Below are 18,216 nucleotides of genomic sequence, written 5' to 3' on the forward strand. Positions count from 1 at the left end.
GGCCGAAAACACCCGGCTTTAAAGCGCCAGTTTATCATAAAAACTTTCCCGCTTGGGCAAGGACTCCATGATATGATGTGCTCCATTATTAACACCATGCAGTAACTATGATTCAAATCAGCGACATCGAGCTTTTACGCGGCCCAAAATGCCTGTTAAAAAATGCCAGTGCCACCTTGTTCCCACAACATAAAGTGGGCTTAGTGGGCAGTAATGGCTGTGGTAAATCGAGCCTGTTTGCCTTGCTTAAAGGCGAACTGCAACTCGATGCCGGTGAAGCCAAAATTCCCAAGGAATGGTCCATTGCCTCGGTCAAGCAAGAAACTCCGGCCCTGGATATCAGCGCCCTTGAGTATGTGTTGCAGGGTCACCCCCAGTATTATGCGCTGCGCACCGAGCTGAAAGCGGCGGAGCAAAGCGGCGATGGTGACACTCAGGCCAGGGTGCACCAACAGCTGGAATTGATGAAGGGTTACAGCATTGAGGCCAAAGCCGGAGAGCTGCTGCATGGTTTAGGCTTTACCAGTAGCCAGATAGATTATCCGGTCAGTGACTTTTCCGGGGGCTGGCGTATGCGTCTTAACCTGGCACAGGCGCTGATCCGCGATGCCGACCTGCTGTTGCTCGATGAACCGACCAACCACCTGGATCTGGATGCGGTGTATTGGCTCGAGCGCTTTTTGCGTGCCTACAGCGGCACCCTGGTGCTTATCTCGCACGACCGAGAGTTTCTCGATGCCGTGGTCGGTGAAATCTGGCACATAGATCAGCAATTGATCAATGTGTACAAGGGCAATTACTCCCAGTTTGAACGCCAAAAGGCCGAGCGTTTGGCCCAGCATCAGGCGCAATTTGTTAAACAACAGGAACAAATTGCCCATTTAGAAAAGTTTATCGCCCGCTTTAAGGCCAAGGCCAGCAAGGCCAAACAGGCCCAAAGCAGGGTTAAGGCCTTAGAGCGCATGGAAAAGCTGGCCCCAGCCCATGTCGACTCACCATTCGACTTTAGCTTTGCCGAGCCCGATGCCCTGCCCAATCCGCTGATCGCCCTTGATGGCGCCCAGGCCGGCTATGGCGACACCACAATTTTGCACAGCATTAAGCTCAATTTGGTACCGGGCAGTCGCATTGCCTTACTAGGTCGCAACGGTGCCGGTAAATCCACACTGATCAAATTACTGGCTCAGGAGATCAAACCCCAGGCCGGTGAGGTGTTTTATCACCAAGGTCTCAAGGTGGGTTACTTTGCTCAGCATCAGTTGGAAGCCCTGGATCTAGAGGCCAGCCCGGTGACCCACCTGCAACGCCTGGACCCTCAGGCCAGCGAGCAGTCGCTGCGCGACTTCCTTGGCGGCTTTGCCTTTATCGGCGATAAGGCGCTGGAGGCGGTGGCGCCTTTCTCCGGTGGCGAGAAAGCCCGCCTGGTGTTGGCCATGCTGGTCTATCAAAAACCGAACCTGCTGTTACTGGATGAGCCGACCAACCACCTGGACTTGGAAATGCGCCATGCCTTGGTTATGGCATTGCAAGGTTTTGAAGGCGCCATGGTGACGGTATCGCACGACCGCCACCTGTTAAAGAACACCGCCGATGAGTTCTACCTGGTCGACAGCGGCGAGGTCAGCCAGTTTGGTTATGATCTCGATGCCTATTACCAATGGCTGCTTAAGGCCAATCAGGCGGAAAAGCCTGCACAAAACAATGAAGATAAGGCCCATTCCAGCGCCAACCGCAAGGAGCAAAAGCGCAAGGAAGCCGAGTTCCGCAAGCAGGTGCAGCCGCTGAAAAAAGCCATTGAGAAGCTGGAGAAGCAGCTCGACAAGCTCAGCCCACAGCTAAGCGAGATAGAGCAGCAACTCAGCGATAACAGCCTGTATGAAGAGCAGCATAAGGAAAAGCTCAAGCAACTTCTGGCACAGCAAACCGAGGCGGCAAAACAGCAGGAGCAGGTGGAAGAAGAACTGCTGGAGCTGATGACCGAGCTCGAAGAACAAGAGCAGGCCTTTTATGAGCAAGATTAGCGCCGCAGAGTTTTGGCGCTTTAGCCTGACGGTGTACGCCAACCCCCAGGTGCAAAAAGCCCTGTTGCAGTGGCAGGACGAGTACGACCTGAACGTCAATCTCTGCCTGCTGCTGGCCTATTTAGACTGCCACCAGCAAGCCCTGGACTCTTCCCAGTTGCAAGCGCTGCAAACGGCCATAGCGCCCTTTAACCAGCTTGCCCTTAAACCCCTGCGCCAGGTGCGCGCCGAGGTAAAGGCGCAGCAGGGGTCACTGCCCGACTACCCGGCGCTGCGCCAGCAGTTACTCGACCTCGAACTGCAATTTGAACGCCAGCAGCAAATGCAGTTGGTACAGGCCTGTAACACCCTGAAACTGCGCTCTGAGAGTAAGGTCAACAACCTGGCTTTGTATCTACCCAGCTCCCTACTGCCGCTAAATGCTGATCTGGATCAAGCTCTGCACGCAATCACAGACTAACCCTAAAATAACCTTGATCTAGGTCATATTGCCACCGGCTCGGCTCTCCTACACTAGCCATATCAAAGGAACAGGAGACGCCATCATGCAAGTATTCTTTCGCGACTTTTTCTCAGACCCGGTGCTGTTTATGTCTTTTGGCATACTGACTGTAGTGATTTTACTTTGCTTGTTCTATGTGGGCTATTTCGTGAAGAAAGTCATGGACGCCGAGGTTCCTGAAGGAAACTAATTACCCCGCCACGGGTCAAGCTTATACGCCCTTGGCTACCAACCAAATTAAGCACGACGCACAAAGCCTCCTCTAATCTTGCATTAGCGGAGGCTTTATTTTTATGCGATAAAAATGAGCATGTCGCCAAACTTTGTTACTATAGTGCGCGATGTATTCTGATTTTGTTGGTAAATATTCAGTGAGTAACCACTTTACCCCTGCCTGGTGGATGCCCGGCCGCCACCTGCAAACCATTTTACCGCGCTTTTTTCGCCCCGGTTTTAAGGTGAATGTCAGCCGCGAAATCATCACCACGGAAGATGATGACTTTCTCGATCTTGCCTGGGCACAACCGGCCCAGCCGGATAAGCCACTGGTGATCATCCTCCATGGTCTGGAGGGTAATATCGACAGCTTTTATGCCAAGGGCATGATGCTGGCGTTGCAAGCGACAGGGATGGATGCGGTGCTGATGCATTTTCGCAACTGCTCCGGCGAACCAAACCGACAAACCCGCGCCTATCACAGCGGCGAAACTCAGGATTTAGGCTTTTTTATCCGCACTCTGCAGCAACGTTTTCCCGGACGTGCCTTAGCGGCGGTCGGCTTTTCACTCGGCGGCAACGTCCTGGCCAAATACCTGGGTGAGCAGCGCGAGCACAGTGGTCTTAAGGCCGCGGCGGTGATCAGCGCCCCTCATGATTTATCCAGCTCCTGTCAGGTGATCCGCAAAAGCCTGGGCAAAATTTATCAGCACTACCTGCTTGGCCGCATGAAAAAGTCCATGACCCGCAAGCTGCCGCACTTAAAAGGCGCGCTTGATATGAGTGCCGAGCAGCTCAACAGCATCAATGACCTGTGGCAGTTTGACGATATGATCACCGCGCCCCTGCATGGTTTTAACGGCGCCGAGGATTACTACCAAAAAAGCAGTGCCAAGCCCTATCTTAAGCATATTGCCACCCCGACCCTGATAATTCATGCCGAAGACGACCCCATGCTGGCAACGCCGGCGGTACCGCGTCCGCAAGATGTCTCCGCCGCCGTTGATTTACGCGTATCGGCCAAGGGCGGGCATGTGGGCTTTATCAGTTGCAGCGGCTGGTTTAAACCGGAATTTTGGTTAGAGCAAACCGTACCCCAATACTTCTTAGAGCAATTAGAAAACGCATGATCATTCCCTACCAAGAATTAAGTAAAGAAGCACTTACCAACCTCATAGAGCAATTTATTCTTCGCGAAGGCACCGACTATGGTGAAACCGAGGTGGACAAGGAAACGAAAATCGAACAGGTGCTTGGCCTGATAAAAAGCGGCGAGGCACTGATCGTTTACTCGGAACTCCATGAAGAAGTAAACATTATGAGCGCCCAGCAGTTTAAGCAAATGCAGGCCGAGGAAGGCGACTATCACATTGATAGGGATGAGTTTTAATCGGGGCTGGCAAATACCAGCCCGTACCACTACCAGCATTTTTCGCTAACCAAACTCACCCGCGGCTGTTATGCTGATCACCTAAAGCAGCAGCCCACTCAGCCAACAAGGAATGTGTATGCCGTTAATCGCTCAAACCCCTGAACCGCCCTACTACACGGTTATTTTTACCTCGGTGCGCACCGAGATAGATGAAGGCTATGGCGACACCGCCACCCGCATGGTAGAGCTGGCCGAGCAACAGCCCGGCTTTTTAGGCGTCGAATCTGCTCGCGAGGAAGTGGGCATCACCGTCTCCTACTGGGCCGACCTGGAATCGATAAAAAACTGGAAGCGCAATATGGAGCACCTTGCAGCGCAAAAACTAGGACGCAAGAAGTGGTATGCCTCGTTTAAATTACGGATCGCCAAGGTAGAAAGGGATTATGGCATGTGAGTAACTACCTCAAGGATTGGATTAAACATGGAAGTAAAAACAAAACATCACCAAAATAAAGCGATGGCAATAACGTTACTCACCCTTATTATTGTAATATTGTGGCTGGTAGTTTTCCATTTTACTGCAAAAGTGCTCGTTCATGAACACATTGCACGTCCACTTGCGTGGCTGAGCATTCCACTTATGCTAGCCCTGATAGCACTACAGACTTACACATTCTTCAAAAAGGACTCTCAACTGCGCTATCAATTAGCACGTGGGCAATTTAAAAGTCCATGGATGCAATATGTCGCTTATATGCTTATGTGCCTTTTTGGAATTCCTGGCTTTGTATTCATTGCTGTCTCTTTAGGTATCCCAACAACGCTGCATTATCTTAGCTACTCCTTGGCGGATGACGCGACTATGGTTGTTACAATTGAGAAAAAAAGCAGCTCCTATAAGCAAAAGCATTGCAATGGCTCCGTACTGATTAAAGAATATCAGCTGCTATTCAATAACAGTCTTTGCGGCTTAAGTTCTTTTGATTGGCATTGGGTTTCGCCAGGTGACAAATTAACTCTCCATGGTAAACAATCCATTTTTGGATTTTCTTATGATGGCTACAAAGTTCATACGGTGAATGGTATAGACATACCTAAACTGCTAAGTGGCCAATCTAAAGAGCCTAAGGTGAAAGTTGATTAGCTTTTGCTTTCAAATTCATAGCCATACTTCACTCCTTTACTTTGCAATCTTCTCCCCAAGCGATAGAATCACGCCGTGTCGATAATGGCACGTTTCTTCAGGGCGGGGTAGAAGATGAAGGCTATGGTGATACCGCCGCACGAATGGTTGAGCTGGCCAAGGAACAAACCGGCTTTTTAGGCATTGAATCCGCTCGTGAAGAAGTGGGGATCACGGTTTCTTAGTGGGCTGATTTAGCCGCAATAAAAAGTTGGAAAGCGAATATGGAGCACCTTGAAGCGCAAAAAAACGGCCGTAAAAAGTGGTATTCGGCGTTTAAATTGCGCATCGCTAAAGTCGAACGGGATTATGGCATGTAGGTGTCACCCTACTTCCAACCTTGCTGCCATCGGCTGGTATCTTTAAGCTCAGTCCAATCGATTGCATATTCATTGCGCGAGAGGATCGCCTCCAAAGTACACGAAAGCACCGTGCCGTCCTCATCATATTCCACCTCAGTGACTAAAAAGTGCTTTTCTTTATTTCGCGGCTGAGTGGCTGTCCATTTACTATTACTTAGTTTTCGTGGGTTTATTCTATTCATCAAATTGCTGATTCACTGTTTGTCGCGATTTTGTTGAAGGTGTTTTACGGTACAACAATACGTATGGATTGGTATCCGCCTTGATTTATACTCTTTTGCCTTGCCGCTCTACTCTGTGTTTATGAGCACCTTATTGCGTGCCTGCACACTTTAATCTCATATCCTTGTCATACCCCGCAAATGTCGCCACAATGGGCCTTTAATTCGATAATAATAATGAGCGGCTACTATGAAACTCACCACCCTTGGGGCAGCGCTGGCAATAGCACTGGGCAGCACCAGTGTTGCAGCACAGGATGACTACCACGCATCAGAAAAAGCCATTAAACTGGCGCAAGAAAACATCCTTATCGATACCCATATCGATGTCCCTTACCGCATTCATAACAAATGGGATGACGTCAGCAAGGCCACCGAGCGCGGTGATTTCGATTACCCTCGCGCCATTGAAGGTGGTTTAAACGCCCCCTTCATGTCTATCTATATTCCAGCCAACTTGGAATTCGAAGGCAAAGGTAAAAGCTATGAACTGGCCAATCAGCTGATCGATATGATGGAAGCGCTGGCCTATCGCGCCCCCGATAAGTTCGCCATTGCCGACTCGGTCGCAGATGTGGAAAAGCAATTTAAAGACGGCGTGATGTCGCTGGCCATGGGTATGGAAAATGGCTCCCCCATCGAAGGCGAGATTAAGAACCTGCACCACTTCTATGAGCGTGGCGTGCGTTATATCACCTTGGCGCATTCGCAAAGCAACCATATTTCCGACTCCAGCTATGATATTCGCCGTAAATGGAAGGGCCTAAGCCCATTCGGTAAAGAGCTGGTCTCCGAGATGAATAATATCGGCATGCTGATCGATGTCTCGCATATCTCGGATGCGGCCTTCTATCAGGTGATGGAGCTGTCTAAGGTGCCCGTGATTGCCTCACACTCCTCGCTACGTAAATACACGCCGGGTTTTGAGCGCAATATGGATGACGACATGCTGTTGGCGCTGAAAAAGAACGGCGGTGTGATCCAAATTAACTTCGGTTCCAGCTTTGTGACCAGCAAGGCTAATAGCTGGTACGACCGTCGTGATGAGGCCCAGGATAAGGCCAAAGAAGCGGGCAAAGACACCACCGACTTTAAGGCGGCCTACCTGAAGAAGAACCCCTTCCCATTCGCCAGCCTGGAGCAGGTGTTAGATCATATCGACCACGTGGTGAAACTGATCGGCATCGAGCATGTGGGCATTGGCTCTGACTACGATGGTGTGGGTGACTCACTACCCGTGGGCCTTAAAGACGTATCCAGCTACCCTAACCTGGTACAAGGTTTATTGGACCGTGGCTATAGCGATGCGGATATCAAAAAGATCCTCGGCGAGAATATGCTGCGCGTATGGCGTCAAGCAGAGGCGTTTGCCCAGGCTAACTAAGCCTTCTCATTTTACTAAAAAAGCCCGGGCAATTGCCCGGGCTTTTTTATTAGTTTCGCCAAAGGACGATGGCCACTAGGTACCACAAAAGGTTTGATAACTATCGTCTTCGCCCTGCTCTGGCGGCTGCTGTAAATATGCATGCTCGGGGTCAAGGCAATAAGGGTTACGAATGGCCGCCAGCAGCGGCGCCAGCTTGTCGCTGTGACCCTGACGCTCAAAGTCGGCGATCACCTCTTCCACCCTGTGATTGCGGGGGATCACCTGCGGATTTGCCGCACTCATCAACGCCGCGCTTTGCTCCTTGTGCCCGGCTATCCGCGCCTGCCAGCGCGCCAGCCAATCTCCCAAGGATGAGGCCAGGGGCTCGGGCACCTCGGTGCCCTGATGGCAATAGGCGGTGAGCGCCGCAAAGGTATTGGTGTAATCCAACTGCTGTTGTTGCATCAGCCCCAGTAGCTCATCCACCAGCGCCTCAGCCTCGTTATCTTCGGCCAGGAGCCCGAGTTTTTGTAGCCACATGGCTTTAAGGGCGGCATTAAACTTGTCGCCGAAGGTGTTAAGCACCTGGGTTAACTCGGCCACCGCCTGGTCGCGCTCTACGCTAAACAGGTCAATCAGGGTTTCCGCGAAACGGGCCAGGTTCCAACTGGCGATCTGCGGTTGATTGCCAAAGGCTAACGACCGGTGCGGTCGATGGAGCTAAACACCCGGCCAAAGTCAAAGCCGTTCAACATGGCGCAGGGGCCATAGTCTATGGTTTCGCCGCTCACCAGGGTATTGTCGGTATTCATCACCCCATGAATAAAGCCGATGCGCAGCCAGTGCACAATCAGTTCGATTTGCTTATCCATTACCGCACTAAAGAGTGCCAACAAGCGCTCATCCCCGTTCAGCGCGGCCAGCTCGGGGTAATGACGCTTGATGGTTAACTCCACCAACTGGGCCAGGCCTTGCTCATCCTGCTGCGCGGCTAAAAACTGAAAGCTGCCAACGCGAATATGGCTGCTGGCCACCCTCGTCACTATGGCGCCGGCGCTGGGCTGTTGTCGCATCACCGTCTCGCCGCTCAGCGCTACACTTAAACAGCGCGTGGTAGGCACCTTTAATGCCGCCAATGCTTCGCTCATAATAAATTCGCGCACCGCTGGGCCAATACCACAGAGGCCATCGCCACCGCGGGAAAATTGGGTTGCTCCTGAGCCCTTTAATTGCACATCCCAGCTCAGCCCCTGAGGATCGGTGACGGCACCAAGCAAATGAGCCCGACCGTCGCCAAGCAAGGGCACGTAATTGCCAAACTGGTGGCCGGCATAAGCCAAGGCATTAGCATCCGGATAAGACTGACCACTGGCAAGCTGGGCTTTAGTGGTGTCGTCCTCGCTCAGCCCCAGCGTTTTCGCCAACGCACTATTCCACAGCAACAACTGCGGCTGACTAAACTGACGCACCTGGGCGCTGTGACTCAGGGCACCAATATGGGCATAGGGGTTATCTAGCTTCATAGCTATCCTTAGTTGGTTTGCATACCAACATAATTGTCGCCAATGCTAAAGGCGATAAGCTGGCTTAGCTCCGTTAAGGAGCGGCCACTTTGCTGCTGCAGCTCATTAAACATGCCTTGTATGGCCTGCAGGGAGCGCTTTGAGTGCAGACCGCCGTCGATCACCTCATTAGCACGGCAATAGGCTTCCACATCGCGCGACAACATAAAGGTGTCTTTACCTAAAGCTCGCAGGGCAAAAGCACCGGTATTGCCACCTAAGCGGGCTCCGTGCTTTTTCAAATACAGCCAGAGGCCGATAATGTCCTCGCTCGGCCACTGGGCAACAAAGTCGCTAAAGCTGCCATGCTCTTGTGCTACTTCATGGATCATTAGACAATTAATAGGCAAGGTTTGCACTTTTTTAAAGTTGCGCACGATACGTTCATCGCTGGCCTTCTGCTCCAGCATTTCCGGCGCCATCATCAGTAGTTTCTCAACGCTAAAATCCCAGAACACCTCGCGAAAGCCCGGCCATTTGGCATTGATCACCGCCCAATAAAAGCCACTTTGAAAGATTTTTCGGGTGAACTCTTCTAACCAGATATCGTCGGTTAGTTGCTTTAATTGCTCGGTGGTTTTTGGCTTACTGAGTAAGGCTTCCAGTTGCGCCTGTGAGCCCTTGCGCTCAAGCGCACGCTGATAAATAGATTGATATTTTTCCATCTGCTGCTGGGTCTTTTTAGTGTGAGGGAGACATTAAAACATGCTTTGTACAATGACAAAAAGGGTTATACCCAATGCGCCCACCTGAAGATCAAACTAAAGCCCCATAAAGGTGCCGTTATTTTGCCGTGCCACCTCACGCATCAGGGTGGAAAACTTCACCATATCTGGTGACGCGCCCATATTGCGCTTAAAAGCGATGCCATGAATACGGGCGATGGGCGTACCGCCGGTACTGCGATTAAGCCGGTTAATTTGCGCTAGGGCATCGTCGTAACTGGTGCCGGTAAAGTCATCACCAAAGACATAAAGCGCGAGGTCCCCCTGGTAGCGGGCATAGGCCTTGAGGCTGGCGGCTATCCCCTCCACCGGCGAGCTGTTCGAGCTGCCATGCCATTGTTGTAAGCCACGTAGCACCCCGGCGCGCTGCGCTCGACTGTCGCTGCGCCAGGTACCAAGGGAGCGCCCACCCAGCACCTCTCCATTGTCGGACAGCACCTGAAACCCCTGTACCTTGGGATGATTATTGAGCACCTCGTCCATGGTTCTCAGCACCCGTGGCCACATGGTTTTCATTGACCCCGAGGTATCGATAATAAAAACCACATAATTGCTGTCGACGGGAATACCGCCCACCTCGTCATCGCGCACCGTGGCACGCGGGGCATTGATGGCGGCACGCTGACGCTCCACCAGGGTTTGCTCCAAACCGGATGCCGCATCGGTCAGCTGCTGCACCTTATCCTTGGCTCGTGCCAGTTGTGCCTGCAAGGCCATCTGCTGCTCGGCATTACTGGCCCCCTGCGCCTCGGCGGCCGCCAACTGCTCCGCACCCTCGCTCAAGGCCTGCTGTAATTGCTGGACGCTGCGCTCGGCCCCGTCCAAGGCTCGAACCAGGGTGGCAATTTGACTGGCGTCATTAAACTCACCCTGATCGCCATTTTTAGCCAGCAGGATCAGCATCACCACGGCGCCAAACGCACAGGAAATAATGTCTAAAAACGACAGGCTAAAGATTTCTACCGGTTCACGCCGCTTCATGGCCAGCTCCGCGCCGGGGCGATCATCAAACCGCCGGTGTTATTGGCCCAGTTCCAGTAAAGCGCCGGCGCCAGCGGGTCTCCTTCCAAGGGCAGCAAGACAATGTGGGTCGGTACCTTGGGGGCGGCTTGGGCGATGCTGAACTGATGGATTCGGGCACGACAATCGCCATCTATGGTTTTCATATTACCGCTTATTGGCTGACAGTGTTTTGTTTCGCGAAACCCATGAGCGCCCGACATCATGGTCGGCAAACCATCGGTGATAATGTAAAGCGCATCCATATCCGCAAAGGTGCTGTTGATGGTGCTCAGGGCGGTATATAGGTCGGTGCCATTTTCCGGCACCAGAGCGTCAATATCCTTAACCAAGGCCTGCATGCTGGCCTCCACCTTGGCCGAGTTGATGGCTCTGCTACCCAGCACCTGGGCGCTAGAATTAAAAGCGACCACGCTTACCTGCGACTGCTTTGGTACCCGTGCCAGCAACCATTTCGCTACCCGCTTGGTACGCTGCCATTTTGGCCCCTGTTGCTTTTGCTGTGCAGGGCCGAGCTTACGGCGTATCACCTTAATAAGCTGCTCGTCCGTCATTGAGGCACTGTGATCGATCAAAATACCTATGCGCTGGCCTTCAACCTTGAGACCCAATAAGTAGTTCTCCTCGCCACCACCCTTTAGCTCAATGGGGTCATCCGCCTGTTTCGGCGCCGCAGCTGCTACCGACTGCTGTAACTGCGCCACCACCGCTTGTTGGTCTTGCAATGCCTGCCTGGCCGCTTGCTGCATAAGTTTTAACGCGGCCACGCGCTCGTCGTTGTCACTGTTTTGCGCCTGCGCCGCGGCCAGCGCTTGCGCTACCTCCTCCAGCTCCTGCTGCAAGGCACTGGCCTGCTCCTCGGTGGCGGCGAGCTTTTGCTGCAGTCGCTCTATTTCGTTACTGGGCACCGAGGTTGAGGCCTGAAACTTGATGACGATCAGGATCATCAACACCGCCCCTAAACCACAGGCCATGACATCGAGAAAGGACAGGTTTAACCCTTGTTCGCCGCGCCGCTTCAACATCTTGGCTACTTATGCAAATGGGTTAACAAATGGGTTTCACAGTTGTTCTTGGTTTTCAGCACCATTTCATCCTGGCGGTTATTAAGGTGAAAAAGCACATACATCAAGAGGATAGAAAGCAACAGCGAAACCAGGGTCGAGTTAAAGGCGACCCCAAGCTTATCCACCATACCGGCGATATCACCGGCCACCGCCTCCTCGGCCTTGGCCAGGGCCGAACCGATACCGCGCACGGTGCCAACAAAGCCAATGCTGGGAATGGCCCAGATAAAATAACGAATGGTGGCGTTACCCGCCTCCAGCTGCGCCGCCAGAGATTCGACGCTATCACGAATGGCATCGGCGGCATGCTGCACATTTTGGGTATTTTTATAGCGGCGTAAGCAATTAATCCAGGTGGCCACCGAGCTGTTCTTAGCGCTCTCCCCCTCCTCTAAAAATGCCAGGGCGTCATCCACATTCAGCGCTTCCTCCTTGGGAAAAGTGCGCAGGTAGTCATAGGTGAACACCGGCTCTTCCTTGGTAACAATGCGATAATACTTGTAGCCCATCAGGATCAGACAGAACAACCCCAAGGTCATACAAGCCTGCTGCTCGGCGTCTTTTAAGATCACCCAGATATTAGTCGTCGCGCCACTGCCATGGGCGGCAATCGCGGCCTCCGCCGCGGGGCGGATCATGCCTTGATACAACAAGTGCACTACAACGACGGTGGCGATAAAGACGCCGATAGACACCAGCGGCGGCAAATTCATGCGAGTATTGTCGGTTGGCATAACGCGCTCCTTAAATATCCACCGGGAAGGTAGCCGGCGAGTCCAAACTGATTTTCGCCGCCATCGCGACCGAAGTTAATGCGCCGACCAGGAGCAACGCCACTATCAAAAACATGCCTTTACGTTTCATAACTTACCTCTCATAGCGGGCGATGCGAAAACCTATGGTTTCACTGGGGCCGTCGGCAACGATTTTTAGCGCCGCCCGTAAATCCTGCAGTCGCCCTGACTGATAGTTGCCGCCCTTGGCAATATGGTTACCTCCACCCGAGGGACCCAGGTAATCGCTGTGCACCCGGGACAAGTCCGGGGTGACATAGGAGCTGACATCGAATACCCATTCACTGACGTTACCTGCCAAGTCATAAAGACCGGCCTTGTCGGCTCGGTAACTGCCTACCGGCGCCTTGCCTGTATGACTGTCCTGATAGTCGCTCAAGTAAAATGCCTGCTTGCCCTTGAGACCGACATCGGCGAAGTTACCGGCGTCACGGGGCACTCGCTCGCTGTCGCCCCACACATACTTGGTGGCGCGGGCGCGCTTGGCTTTTTTCGCCAACCATTCCCACTCCGCCTCACTCAGCAAACGATAGCCCCGTGCCTTTTTATTGATACCCGCAAACTGGTTATTAACGATACGGTAATAGGGTTCAAGGGCTTCTTGTTCACTGAGCCAGTTGCAGTATTGTGCGGCAGTCAGCCAACTGATGTTGGTTACCGGTAGTTGGGATTTCGGCACCCGCTTATCGAAGGCGTGAAACTGCGCCTCCGTAACTTCGTGCTTAGCCACCCATATCGGCCGGCTAAAATCGACCCGCACTTGGAACTCGTTGCGCTGACGGCCAACTTCATTGGCCGGTGAGCCCATAGAAAATGGCGTCATATTAAATAGTTGTAATTCCATGCCCAGGGTGGAGACAAATAGGGGCTGGCCTTCTTGACGACGGGCTTCAAACTCCGGCAGTAAAGTAACATTCACGGTGGAGTCGTGTTTGGCACTCGGAGTAATAGTTTTAACAACGCTCCGATACCCGGGTTTCGTCACCTTTATTTCATGGGCGATGGCCGGCAGGGTTTTATTTAACGGTGTATTACCGCGCGAGCGGCCATTAATATACACCTCGGCCTCTACATTGCTGCGCACACTAACCTGGCCTTGCTCCGGCTTTAAGGTAATGGCATAGAACTTCTGTTCCTTGGGCGGCAAGATCACCTTGCTGTCGAAACTGTAAAACCCAGGTTTGTCGTAACGCACCCTGTGCATGGTATTGGCATCCACCGCTACATGCCCCGGTGCCACCTTTTGCCCGTCAATAAACAGGCTGCCACCCTCGGGCGTCAGGGTGATCTCTAAATAGGCTTGCTCGGGTTTGAGCTGGTATTGACGTGTGACACTCGGATACTGCTCGGTGATCTCGACATTCTCAACACTCGCCTGATAGCCCGGCTTATGCAGCTCCAGCGCATAACTACCTCCCGTCAAGGCTTGTCTTAGTGGCGTTTTACCCATACTTTTTCCATCGACATACACCTCGGCGCCGCTGGGAATAGACGCCAGTTCTAAGACTCCGTCGACCGGGGTTAACTCGGCGACCACCTCGGTCGTTTGCGTACGCGCCACTATCAATGTCTGTTGCTGGTTTTGATAATAGGGGTTTTCGATGGCGAGCCGGTACTCGCCTTCGGCCAGTGGCTCGCTAATATTGGCTCCCTTGGCCAGTAAGCGGCCGTCAACAATCCAAAGGGTTTGCTCGCCGTAGGGCTGAGTAAACTTGCCAACCAGAGTACCGGGACGGGGTTTGAGCTCCAGGGTAACGGCTGCTGGGCTTGAGTCGGTGAGCATCTGCTCCTGGGCAAAGAAGGTTGGCGACGACACCTTAATTTTTACATCGCTGGCAAAGCGATACACCAACTCGTCGGTGACAAAGCCGAAGCCGGAGACAATCTCGACCTGGGCGTGCTCTTGAGCCTCGGCTGGCAATACCTTAATGGCATGGCCCTTGGCGATAAACAGATAGATCACTATGGCCGCCACACTGAGCAGCGCCAAGCAGGTGGCTATCAACAAGGGCAGCAGACTGCTTTTTTGTCGTTGTTTTAATTGCGCATCTAGCTCTGACATAAACACTAAATCCTTTGTGTGCACGCTATGGTAAGTGTAATGGGTGTGTCCGTTGCGCTCACCTCCAGCTCATATTTGACGCTGACATAACCCGCTCGGCGCCCTTCCAGGGTATAACTCCCGGGTAAGAGCATCACCTGCTTCTGGGCAAACTCCCCTAGCTGTTCAACGCCATAGATGTGCACCTGAGTTTGCTTATCAGAAAGCAGGGTCACTGCTATGGGGGTACTGAAGTGGCGAAGGTGCTGGTTGAGCTCGGCAATGCTATTGGCCAGTTGCTGCGAATAAGGCGCATAGATCTCGGCCTTTGTCAGCGCCGCCTCGGCTTGTGCGCGAATATTACTGTCGCTTAAGCGCTTGGGTCGCGCCGTGTAATTGCTTAAAGCGCGCTGCGCCGCCAATACCTGCTCAGCACGGGCTAACAAGCGAGTAATGGTGCTATCGCCCGGTGCGCGCGCCAGATACTGCTGTGCCAGGCTCTCCACCTGTTGCCACGCTTGCTGCTCGCTGGCGCTCAGCACCAGGGCACGGGTGCGCTCGGTGCTAAGCTGGCGCTGTTGCTTGCTAAGTTGTGCCCGCAGCAAGCCCAATGTGTCGCCGTCGGCCTGTAAACGCTGCAATTGCGTGATGGCCCGCTGCGCATCGATAAAGTTTTGCTGGGCCAGCGCCTGCTGCGCCTCTTTTACCCTCTGGGCAATACGCCGTTTGCGGATGGTTTCCTTGGCCGCGTTCAGTTTATCCTGTAACTCCTGGCGCTGAGGTTGTAGCACCACTAACTGAGTTAGCAGAGCCGCCTGTTTATCGACATCGCGCTCAGCCACGGCCCCCTGATAATCACGCCATAGGCTTTGCTGCTGTGCAAACGTTTGGATCCGTTGCTGCAATTCGTCAATGCGCTCATCCGCCTGATTGAGCGCGCGCATCTTATCCACATAAAGCCGCGCTTCTTGCGGGCGCTGGTCGTTGAGCGCCAGCAGTGCCTGTTGATACCAGCTATCTATTGCTTGTTGCCACTGCCGGGCTAGTCGTGTTGCCAGCCCATCACTCTGCTGTAAACGCTCCTGAGCCTGGCGAAACTGACCCTGCGCAAAGGCCTGCAAGGCTGCGTCAAAGGCGCTGCTCGTCTGCTGCTGTAACTCGGGGGCAAAGGCAATAACCTGTTCATTAGTGAGCAGCGCCTGATGCTGCTGCTCAAAGGTTAAAATGGCCTGTTGAACCTGCTCACGCAACGCCTCGTTCAAGGCGCCCCTAGCGGCTATAGCCATTTCGCTGTCTGCTTGCGGCTCGGCCTTCGCCGTGGACTCGGTCGCCGGAGCACTACTCACGGCATGCCAAACAATGGCCAACAGTACCAAGGCCAGGGTTATTGCCGCAACCAGAACATAATTTCTGATCTGCGAGCCCCGCACCAGGGTTTGTTGCTGCAACTGCTGATCTAAGCTCACCTTCTTATTATCATCACCCACAATTAATACCTTGTACTTGCTATCCAGGTGAATGGCACCCGCTTAATTGGCACTGGTTTCAAGATGGTACATCTTCCTTAAATGGGCTTTCCATTGTTGGTACTGCTCTGCGGCGGTACCGCTTAATTCAACTTGCTGCTCGTTAAATTCCATCACCTGCGGGCTTAGGGTTAAATCCAGACCTTGACCCATTTCATCAATCACCGCCGATGCGACCCTAAGATTTTGATTGGCTTGATAGGCATCCTTTAACAACCAAACGCTACCCAGGGCGCCTGCGGTTTTTGCTACCGAGGTGGAGGTTGAATTACTGTTATTACCCAACGCCAAGGCAGCAATAAAGCCCAAGGCACCGACCACGGCCTTAGTATTACGCTCGGCTCGAGCCTCTCTCGCTCTTACCGCCTCGGGCAAGGTTTCACGCTGCCATTCATGATACGGGTCATCGGTACTTTGTTGGAAAGCATCGAACTGATCCTGCAGGCGATCGACAAACAGCATTTCCTGATTACGTAATACCTGGATGCGTTGCAGCATGGCATCGTCTGTAGCCGGCATACCCTTAAGCTCATACTTGTAATAACGGGTGCCGTTTTTACGGTCGATAGATACCTCGAGGTAATCGTTAAAGGCCTCGGGAGAGTAATAATGGGCATAACGTACCAGGCTGGTGTTTTTCAGCCTTTGCTTTTCTTGCTCGGACAGAGCCATCAACAGCCCATAAACATAGTCGGCCACCTGATCGAACACCGGCTGGTACGGGTCTTTACCTTTATTTAAGGCATCGCGGAAATAGCTTTTCGACACCTGATGTTCAAACTCCTCGCTATCTATGGGCTCGCCGCTGCTATCGACCACGGTGACCTCAAGACGAACAAACTCGGAGTCGGAGTGCAATACCGTACCAAGCACGTATAAATCGGCACTGGTATTGGCATCGGGTACCACCGACACCGAGCCAAAAGCCTTGGTCGCGGCAATAGCGCGTTTGGTCTGTACCGCAAAGCGCTTAGCCTCGGCGCGACGCAGTTGTGGCCAAATATCCATTTCGTCCAGCTCGTCGTAATCAACCTTGTTGCCGTCCATGGGGAGGCCGGGGTCAAATACAGGCACAGCCACATCCAGAAAAATATCGCTCTGGGGAATGGCCTTAGTCGCGCCATAGGGGTCTTGCCCGATAGCGTTTGGGCCGACCGCAAGTGGCGCATTACGTGTAGACGTAGATTGGCAGGCACTGAGGGTGAAAATCATGAATAACAGTGTCACCAGTCGATAAGCGTTCTTTAATATCATGGGCCGATACCTCTATTACTTAGTGCAATTGTAGTCTTCATATTGCTTAATTAACGCCTGCTTAGTCGCTTCGTTCGTTTCCTTGGTGATCTCTTCGTACAGCATAGTGCAAATAATGGAATCATTATCCTTGGGTTTCACTACTTGTTGCGCCCGACCACCGCCGGATTTCATTTTTTCTTGCTCCTTGGTAGGAGCCGGATCTTGGGTTGATAAGGGTAAGTCCTGGGTCACTTGTTCTGCGCTGGTCCCTTGCGAATGGGCCTGGGCATCTTGCTGTGTCTGCCCTTGTGCTGTAACACTCGCCTGCGCTTGTTCACTGGCCATTTGCTGCTGCACCTTATCTAAGCAGGTACTGTATTTATTCACCGAATCAAGCAAGGCATTCTCCATTAACTTAATGCGCTCCTGTTTAGTCAATGTAGCGGGATCGATTTCATCAATTTCCACGGCGCTACAGTCATAAGCGGTTTGTGTGGGGGCTTGCGAGGCAGCGAGGGGTAAGCACGCAAGCAACAAGAATAAAATGACAACACGCATAGGCGCTCCCTTTAGCAAGTTGGCGAAGAATTACCCTAATTATTACCTATATGTATCGGTTTTTCTGTTATTAAGGCAACCAATTGATTGTAAGGTTTTGTTAGACGAGGTGTGACCGACGATTAAGTATCGTCGCAGCGCGAGGAGGTGACAAATCTGTCTGGAACAGATTTGAACAGCGTTTGCTGGCCCGAAGGGGTGAGTACAGGATGTATTCAATACTGCATGGCTGAAAGTGGAATTAAGTAAGTGAACAGTTTCACTCATGCCACTTGAAGGTGACGAGGTCTGCGAAGAGGGGGACGACCGAGGTAACCAAGCTACAAGGGACGTATAGTTGAAACCACTCTTAAGCGTGCCACCTCTTATATAACAATAAGGCTCAGCTATTCGAGTGTTATAGCTTGGTATAAACTGCTTTGAATAGATTGGTCAAAAGTCAGA

At 52.5% G+C, this 18,216-nt stretch carries 17 protein-coding genes and 2 pseudogenes; 9 read left to right on the top strand and 10 right to left on the bottom strand.

Annotation, left to right across the window (positions count from 1 at the left end):
* Nucleotides 1-107 precede the first annotated feature (107 nt).
* From C2M29_RS13505 to C2M29_RS13535, 8 genes and pseudogenes are all read left to right on the top strand, one after another.
* Entirely contained in the window at nucleotides 108-2,021 is a 1,914-nt protein-coding gene (locus C2M29_RS13505; RefSeq protein ID WP_105190301.1) for an ATP-binding cassette domain-containing protein, read from the top strand.
* Nucleotides 2,008-2,481 carry a TIGR02444 family protein gene (locus C2M29_RS13510; RefSeq protein WP_105190302.1) on the top strand — a complete coding sequence of 158 codons (474 nt, stop codon included), beginning with the start codon at nucleotides 2,008-2,010 and terminating at the stop codon, nucleotides 2,479-2,481. Before C2M29_RS13505 ends, C2M29_RS13510 begins: the two co-directional genes overlap by 14 nt.
* An 85-nt stretch (nucleotides 2,482-2,566) precedes the next feature.
* Nucleotides 2,567-2,713 carry a DUF3149 domain-containing protein gene (locus C2M29_RS16615; protein WP_158677986.1) on the top strand — a complete coding sequence of 49 codons (147 nt, stop codon included), beginning with the start codon at nucleotides 2,567-2,569 and terminating at the stop codon, nucleotides 2,711-2,713.
* A 181-nt stretch (nucleotides 2,714-2,894) separates the two neighbouring features.
* Nucleotides 2,895-3,869 carry a hydrolase gene (locus C2M29_RS13515; protein ID WP_199774432.1) on the top strand — a complete coding sequence of 325 codons (975 nt, stop codon included), beginning with the start codon at nucleotides 2,895-2,897 and terminating at the stop codon, nucleotides 3,867-3,869.
* Entirely contained in the window at nucleotides 3,866-4,129 is a 264-nt protein-coding gene (locus C2M29_RS13520) for a YheU family protein (RefSeq protein WP_105190304.1), read from the top strand. The genes C2M29_RS13515 and C2M29_RS13520 overlap by 4 nt, the downstream gene beginning before the upstream one ends.
* 118 nt (nucleotides 4,130-4,247) lie before the next feature.
* Nucleotides 4,248-4,565, top strand: a complete 318-nt coding sequence (locus C2M29_RS13525) for an antibiotic biosynthesis monooxygenase family protein (RefSeq protein WP_105190305.1) — start codon at nucleotides 4,248-4,250, stop codon at nucleotides 4,563-4,565.
* Nucleotides 4,566-4,592: 27 nt separating this feature from the next.
* Nucleotides 4,593-5,255 (top strand): hypothetical protein, encoded by a 663-nt coding sequence (locus C2M29_RS13530; RefSeq protein ID WP_105190306.1) that lies wholly within the window; start codon nucleotides 4,593-4,595, stop codon nucleotides 5,253-5,255.
* 143 nt (nucleotides 5,256-5,398) lie between these two features.
* A pseudogene (locus tag C2M29_RS13535) lies at nucleotides 5,399-5,614 on the top strand (antibiotic biosynthesis monooxygenase family protein).
* An 8-nt stretch (nucleotides 5,615-5,622) separates the two neighbouring features.
* Here the strand turns inward: C2M29_RS13535 and C2M29_RS13540 are convergent.
* Complete coding sequence (locus tag C2M29_RS13540) at nucleotides 5,623-5,838, bottom strand: TIGR02450 family Trp-rich protein (protein ID WP_105190307.1); 216 nt, start codon at nucleotides 5,836-5,838, stop codon at nucleotides 5,623-5,625.
* Nucleotides 5,839-6,067: 229 nt separating this feature from the next.
* Between C2M29_RS13540 and C2M29_RS13545 the strand changes: the two genes are divergently transcribed.
* Nucleotides 6,068-7,261, top strand: a complete 1,194-nt coding sequence (locus C2M29_RS13545) for a dipeptidase (RefSeq protein WP_105190308.1) — start codon at nucleotides 6,068-6,070, stop codon at nucleotides 7,259-7,261.
* A 75-nt stretch (nucleotides 7,262-7,336) separates the two neighbouring features.
* Here the strand turns inward: C2M29_RS13545 and C2M29_RS13550 are convergent.
* The 9 genes and pseudogenes from C2M29_RS13550 to C2M29_RS13590 form a co-directional block, all read right to left on the bottom strand.
* A pseudogene (locus C2M29_RS13550) lies at nucleotides 7,337-8,766 on the bottom strand (protein adenylyltransferase SelO).
* A gap of 8 nt (nucleotides 8,767-8,774) precedes the next feature.
* On the bottom strand, nucleotides 8,775-9,470 hold the full coding sequence (locus C2M29_RS13555) for a DNA-3-methyladenine glycosylase I (RefSeq protein WP_105190309.1): 696 nt from the start codon (nucleotides 9,468-9,470) through the stop codon (nucleotides 8,775-8,777).
* A gap of 96 nt (nucleotides 9,471-9,566) precedes the next feature.
* A complete protein-coding gene (locus C2M29_RS13560) occupies nucleotides 9,567-10,511 on the bottom strand; it encodes a hypothetical protein (protein WP_105190310.1) in 945 nt (314 codons plus the stop codon).
* Nucleotides 10,508-11,575 carry a vWA domain-containing protein gene (locus tag C2M29_RS13565; RefSeq protein WP_105190311.1) on the bottom strand — a complete coding sequence of 356 codons (1,068 nt, stop codon included), beginning with the start codon at nucleotides 11,573-11,575 and terminating at the stop codon, nucleotides 10,508-10,510. Before C2M29_RS13565 ends, C2M29_RS13560 begins: the two co-directional genes overlap by 4 nt.
* Nucleotides 11,576-11,580: 5 nt before the next feature.
* A complete protein-coding gene (locus C2M29_RS13570; protein ID WP_105190312.1) occupies nucleotides 11,581-12,351 on the bottom strand; it encodes a MotA/TolQ/ExbB proton channel family protein in 771 nt (256 codons plus the stop codon).
* Between the two features lie 133 nt (nucleotides 12,352-12,484).
* Nucleotides 12,485-14,473 (bottom strand): PEGA domain-containing protein, encoded by a 1,989-nt coding sequence (locus C2M29_RS13575; RefSeq protein WP_105190313.1) that lies wholly within the window; start codon nucleotides 14,471-14,473, stop codon nucleotides 12,485-12,487.
* Between the two features lie 5 nt (nucleotides 14,474-14,478).
* The gene (locus tag C2M29_RS13580; protein ID WP_105190314.1) at nucleotides 14,479-15,939 is read right to left on the bottom strand and encodes a hypothetical protein; all 1,461 of its coding nucleotides are present in this window, start codon (nucleotides 15,937-15,939) and stop codon (nucleotides 14,479-14,481) included.
* Nucleotides 15,940-15,981: 42 nt separating this feature from the next.
* Nucleotides 15,982-17,232, bottom strand: a complete 1,251-nt coding sequence (locus C2M29_RS13585) for a hypothetical protein (protein WP_105190315.1) — start codon at nucleotides 17,230-17,232, stop codon at nucleotides 15,982-15,984.
* A 15-nt stretch (nucleotides 17,233-17,247) separates the two neighbouring features.
* Nucleotides 17,248-17,772, bottom strand: coding sequence for a hypothetical protein (locus C2M29_RS13590; RefSeq protein WP_105190316.1), 525 nt, complete (start codon nucleotides 17,770-17,772; stop codon nucleotides 17,248-17,250).
* Nucleotides 17,773-18,216: the final 444 nt, after the last annotated feature.

It is taken from the genome of Pseudoalteromonas sp. T1lg48, assembly GCF_002964785.1.
Classification (GTDB): Bacteria; Pseudomonadota; Gammaproteobacteria; order Enterobacterales; family Alteromonadaceae; genus Pseudoalteromonas.

Excerpts from the sequence above, each read along its gene's own strand:
- C2M29_RS13520 (WP_105190304.1), top strand. The coding sequence starts at position 3,866 with ATGATCATTCCCTACCAAGAATTAAGTAAAGAAGCACTTACCAACCTC.
- C2M29_RS13565 (WP_105190311.1), bottom strand. The coding sequence starts at position 11,575 with ATGTTGAAGCGGCGCGGCGAACAAGGGTTAAACCTGTCCTTTCTCGAT.
- C2M29_RS16615 (WP_158677986.1), top strand. The coding sequence starts at position 2,567 with ATGCAAGTATTCTTTCGCGACTTTTTCTCAGACCCGGTGCTGTTTATG.
- C2M29_RS13510 (WP_105190302.1), top strand. The coding sequence starts at position 2,008 with ATGAGCAAGATTAGCGCCGCAGAGTTTTGGCGCTTTAGCCTGACGGTG.
- C2M29_RS13530 (WP_105190306.1), top strand. The coding sequence starts at position 4,593 with ATGGAAGTAAAAACAAAACATCACCAAAATAAAGCGATGGCAATAACG.
- C2M29_RS13585 (WP_105190315.1), bottom strand. The coding sequence starts at position 17,232 with ATGATATTAAAGAACGCTTATCGACTGGTGACACTGTTATTCATGATT.
- C2M29_RS13555 (WP_105190309.1), bottom strand. The coding sequence starts at position 9,470 with ATGGAAAAATATCAATCTATTTATCAGCGTGCGCTTGAGCGCAAGGGC.
- C2M29_RS13590 (WP_105190316.1), bottom strand. The coding sequence starts at position 17,772 with ATGCGTGTTGTCATTTTATTCTTGTTGCTTGCGTGCTTACCCCTCGCT.
- C2M29_RS13560 (WP_105190310.1), bottom strand. The coding sequence starts at position 10,511 with ATGAAGCGGCGTGAACCGGTAGAAATCTTTAGCCTGTCGTTTTTAGAC.
- C2M29_RS13545 (WP_105190308.1), top strand. The coding sequence starts at position 6,068 with ATGAAACTCACCACCCTTGGGGCAGCGCTGGCAATAGCACTGGGCAGC.
- C2M29_RS13575 (WP_105190313.1), bottom strand. The coding sequence starts at position 14,473 with ATGTCAGAGCTAGATGCGCAATTAAAACAACGACAAAAAAGCAGTCTG.
- C2M29_RS13505 (WP_105190301.1), top strand. The coding sequence starts at position 108 with ATGATTCAAATCAGCGACATCGAGCTTTTACGCGGCCCAAAATGCCTG.
- C2M29_RS13525 (WP_105190305.1), top strand. The coding sequence starts at position 4,248 with ATGCCGTTAATCGCTCAAACCCCTGAACCGCCCTACTACACGGTTATT.
- C2M29_RS13570 (WP_105190312.1), bottom strand. The coding sequence starts at position 12,351 with ATGCCAACCGACAATACTCGCATGAATTTGCCGCCGCTGGTGTCTATC.
- C2M29_RS13540 (WP_105190307.1), bottom strand. The coding sequence starts at position 5,838 with ATGAATAGAATAAACCCACGAAAACTAAGTAATAGTAAATGGACAGCC.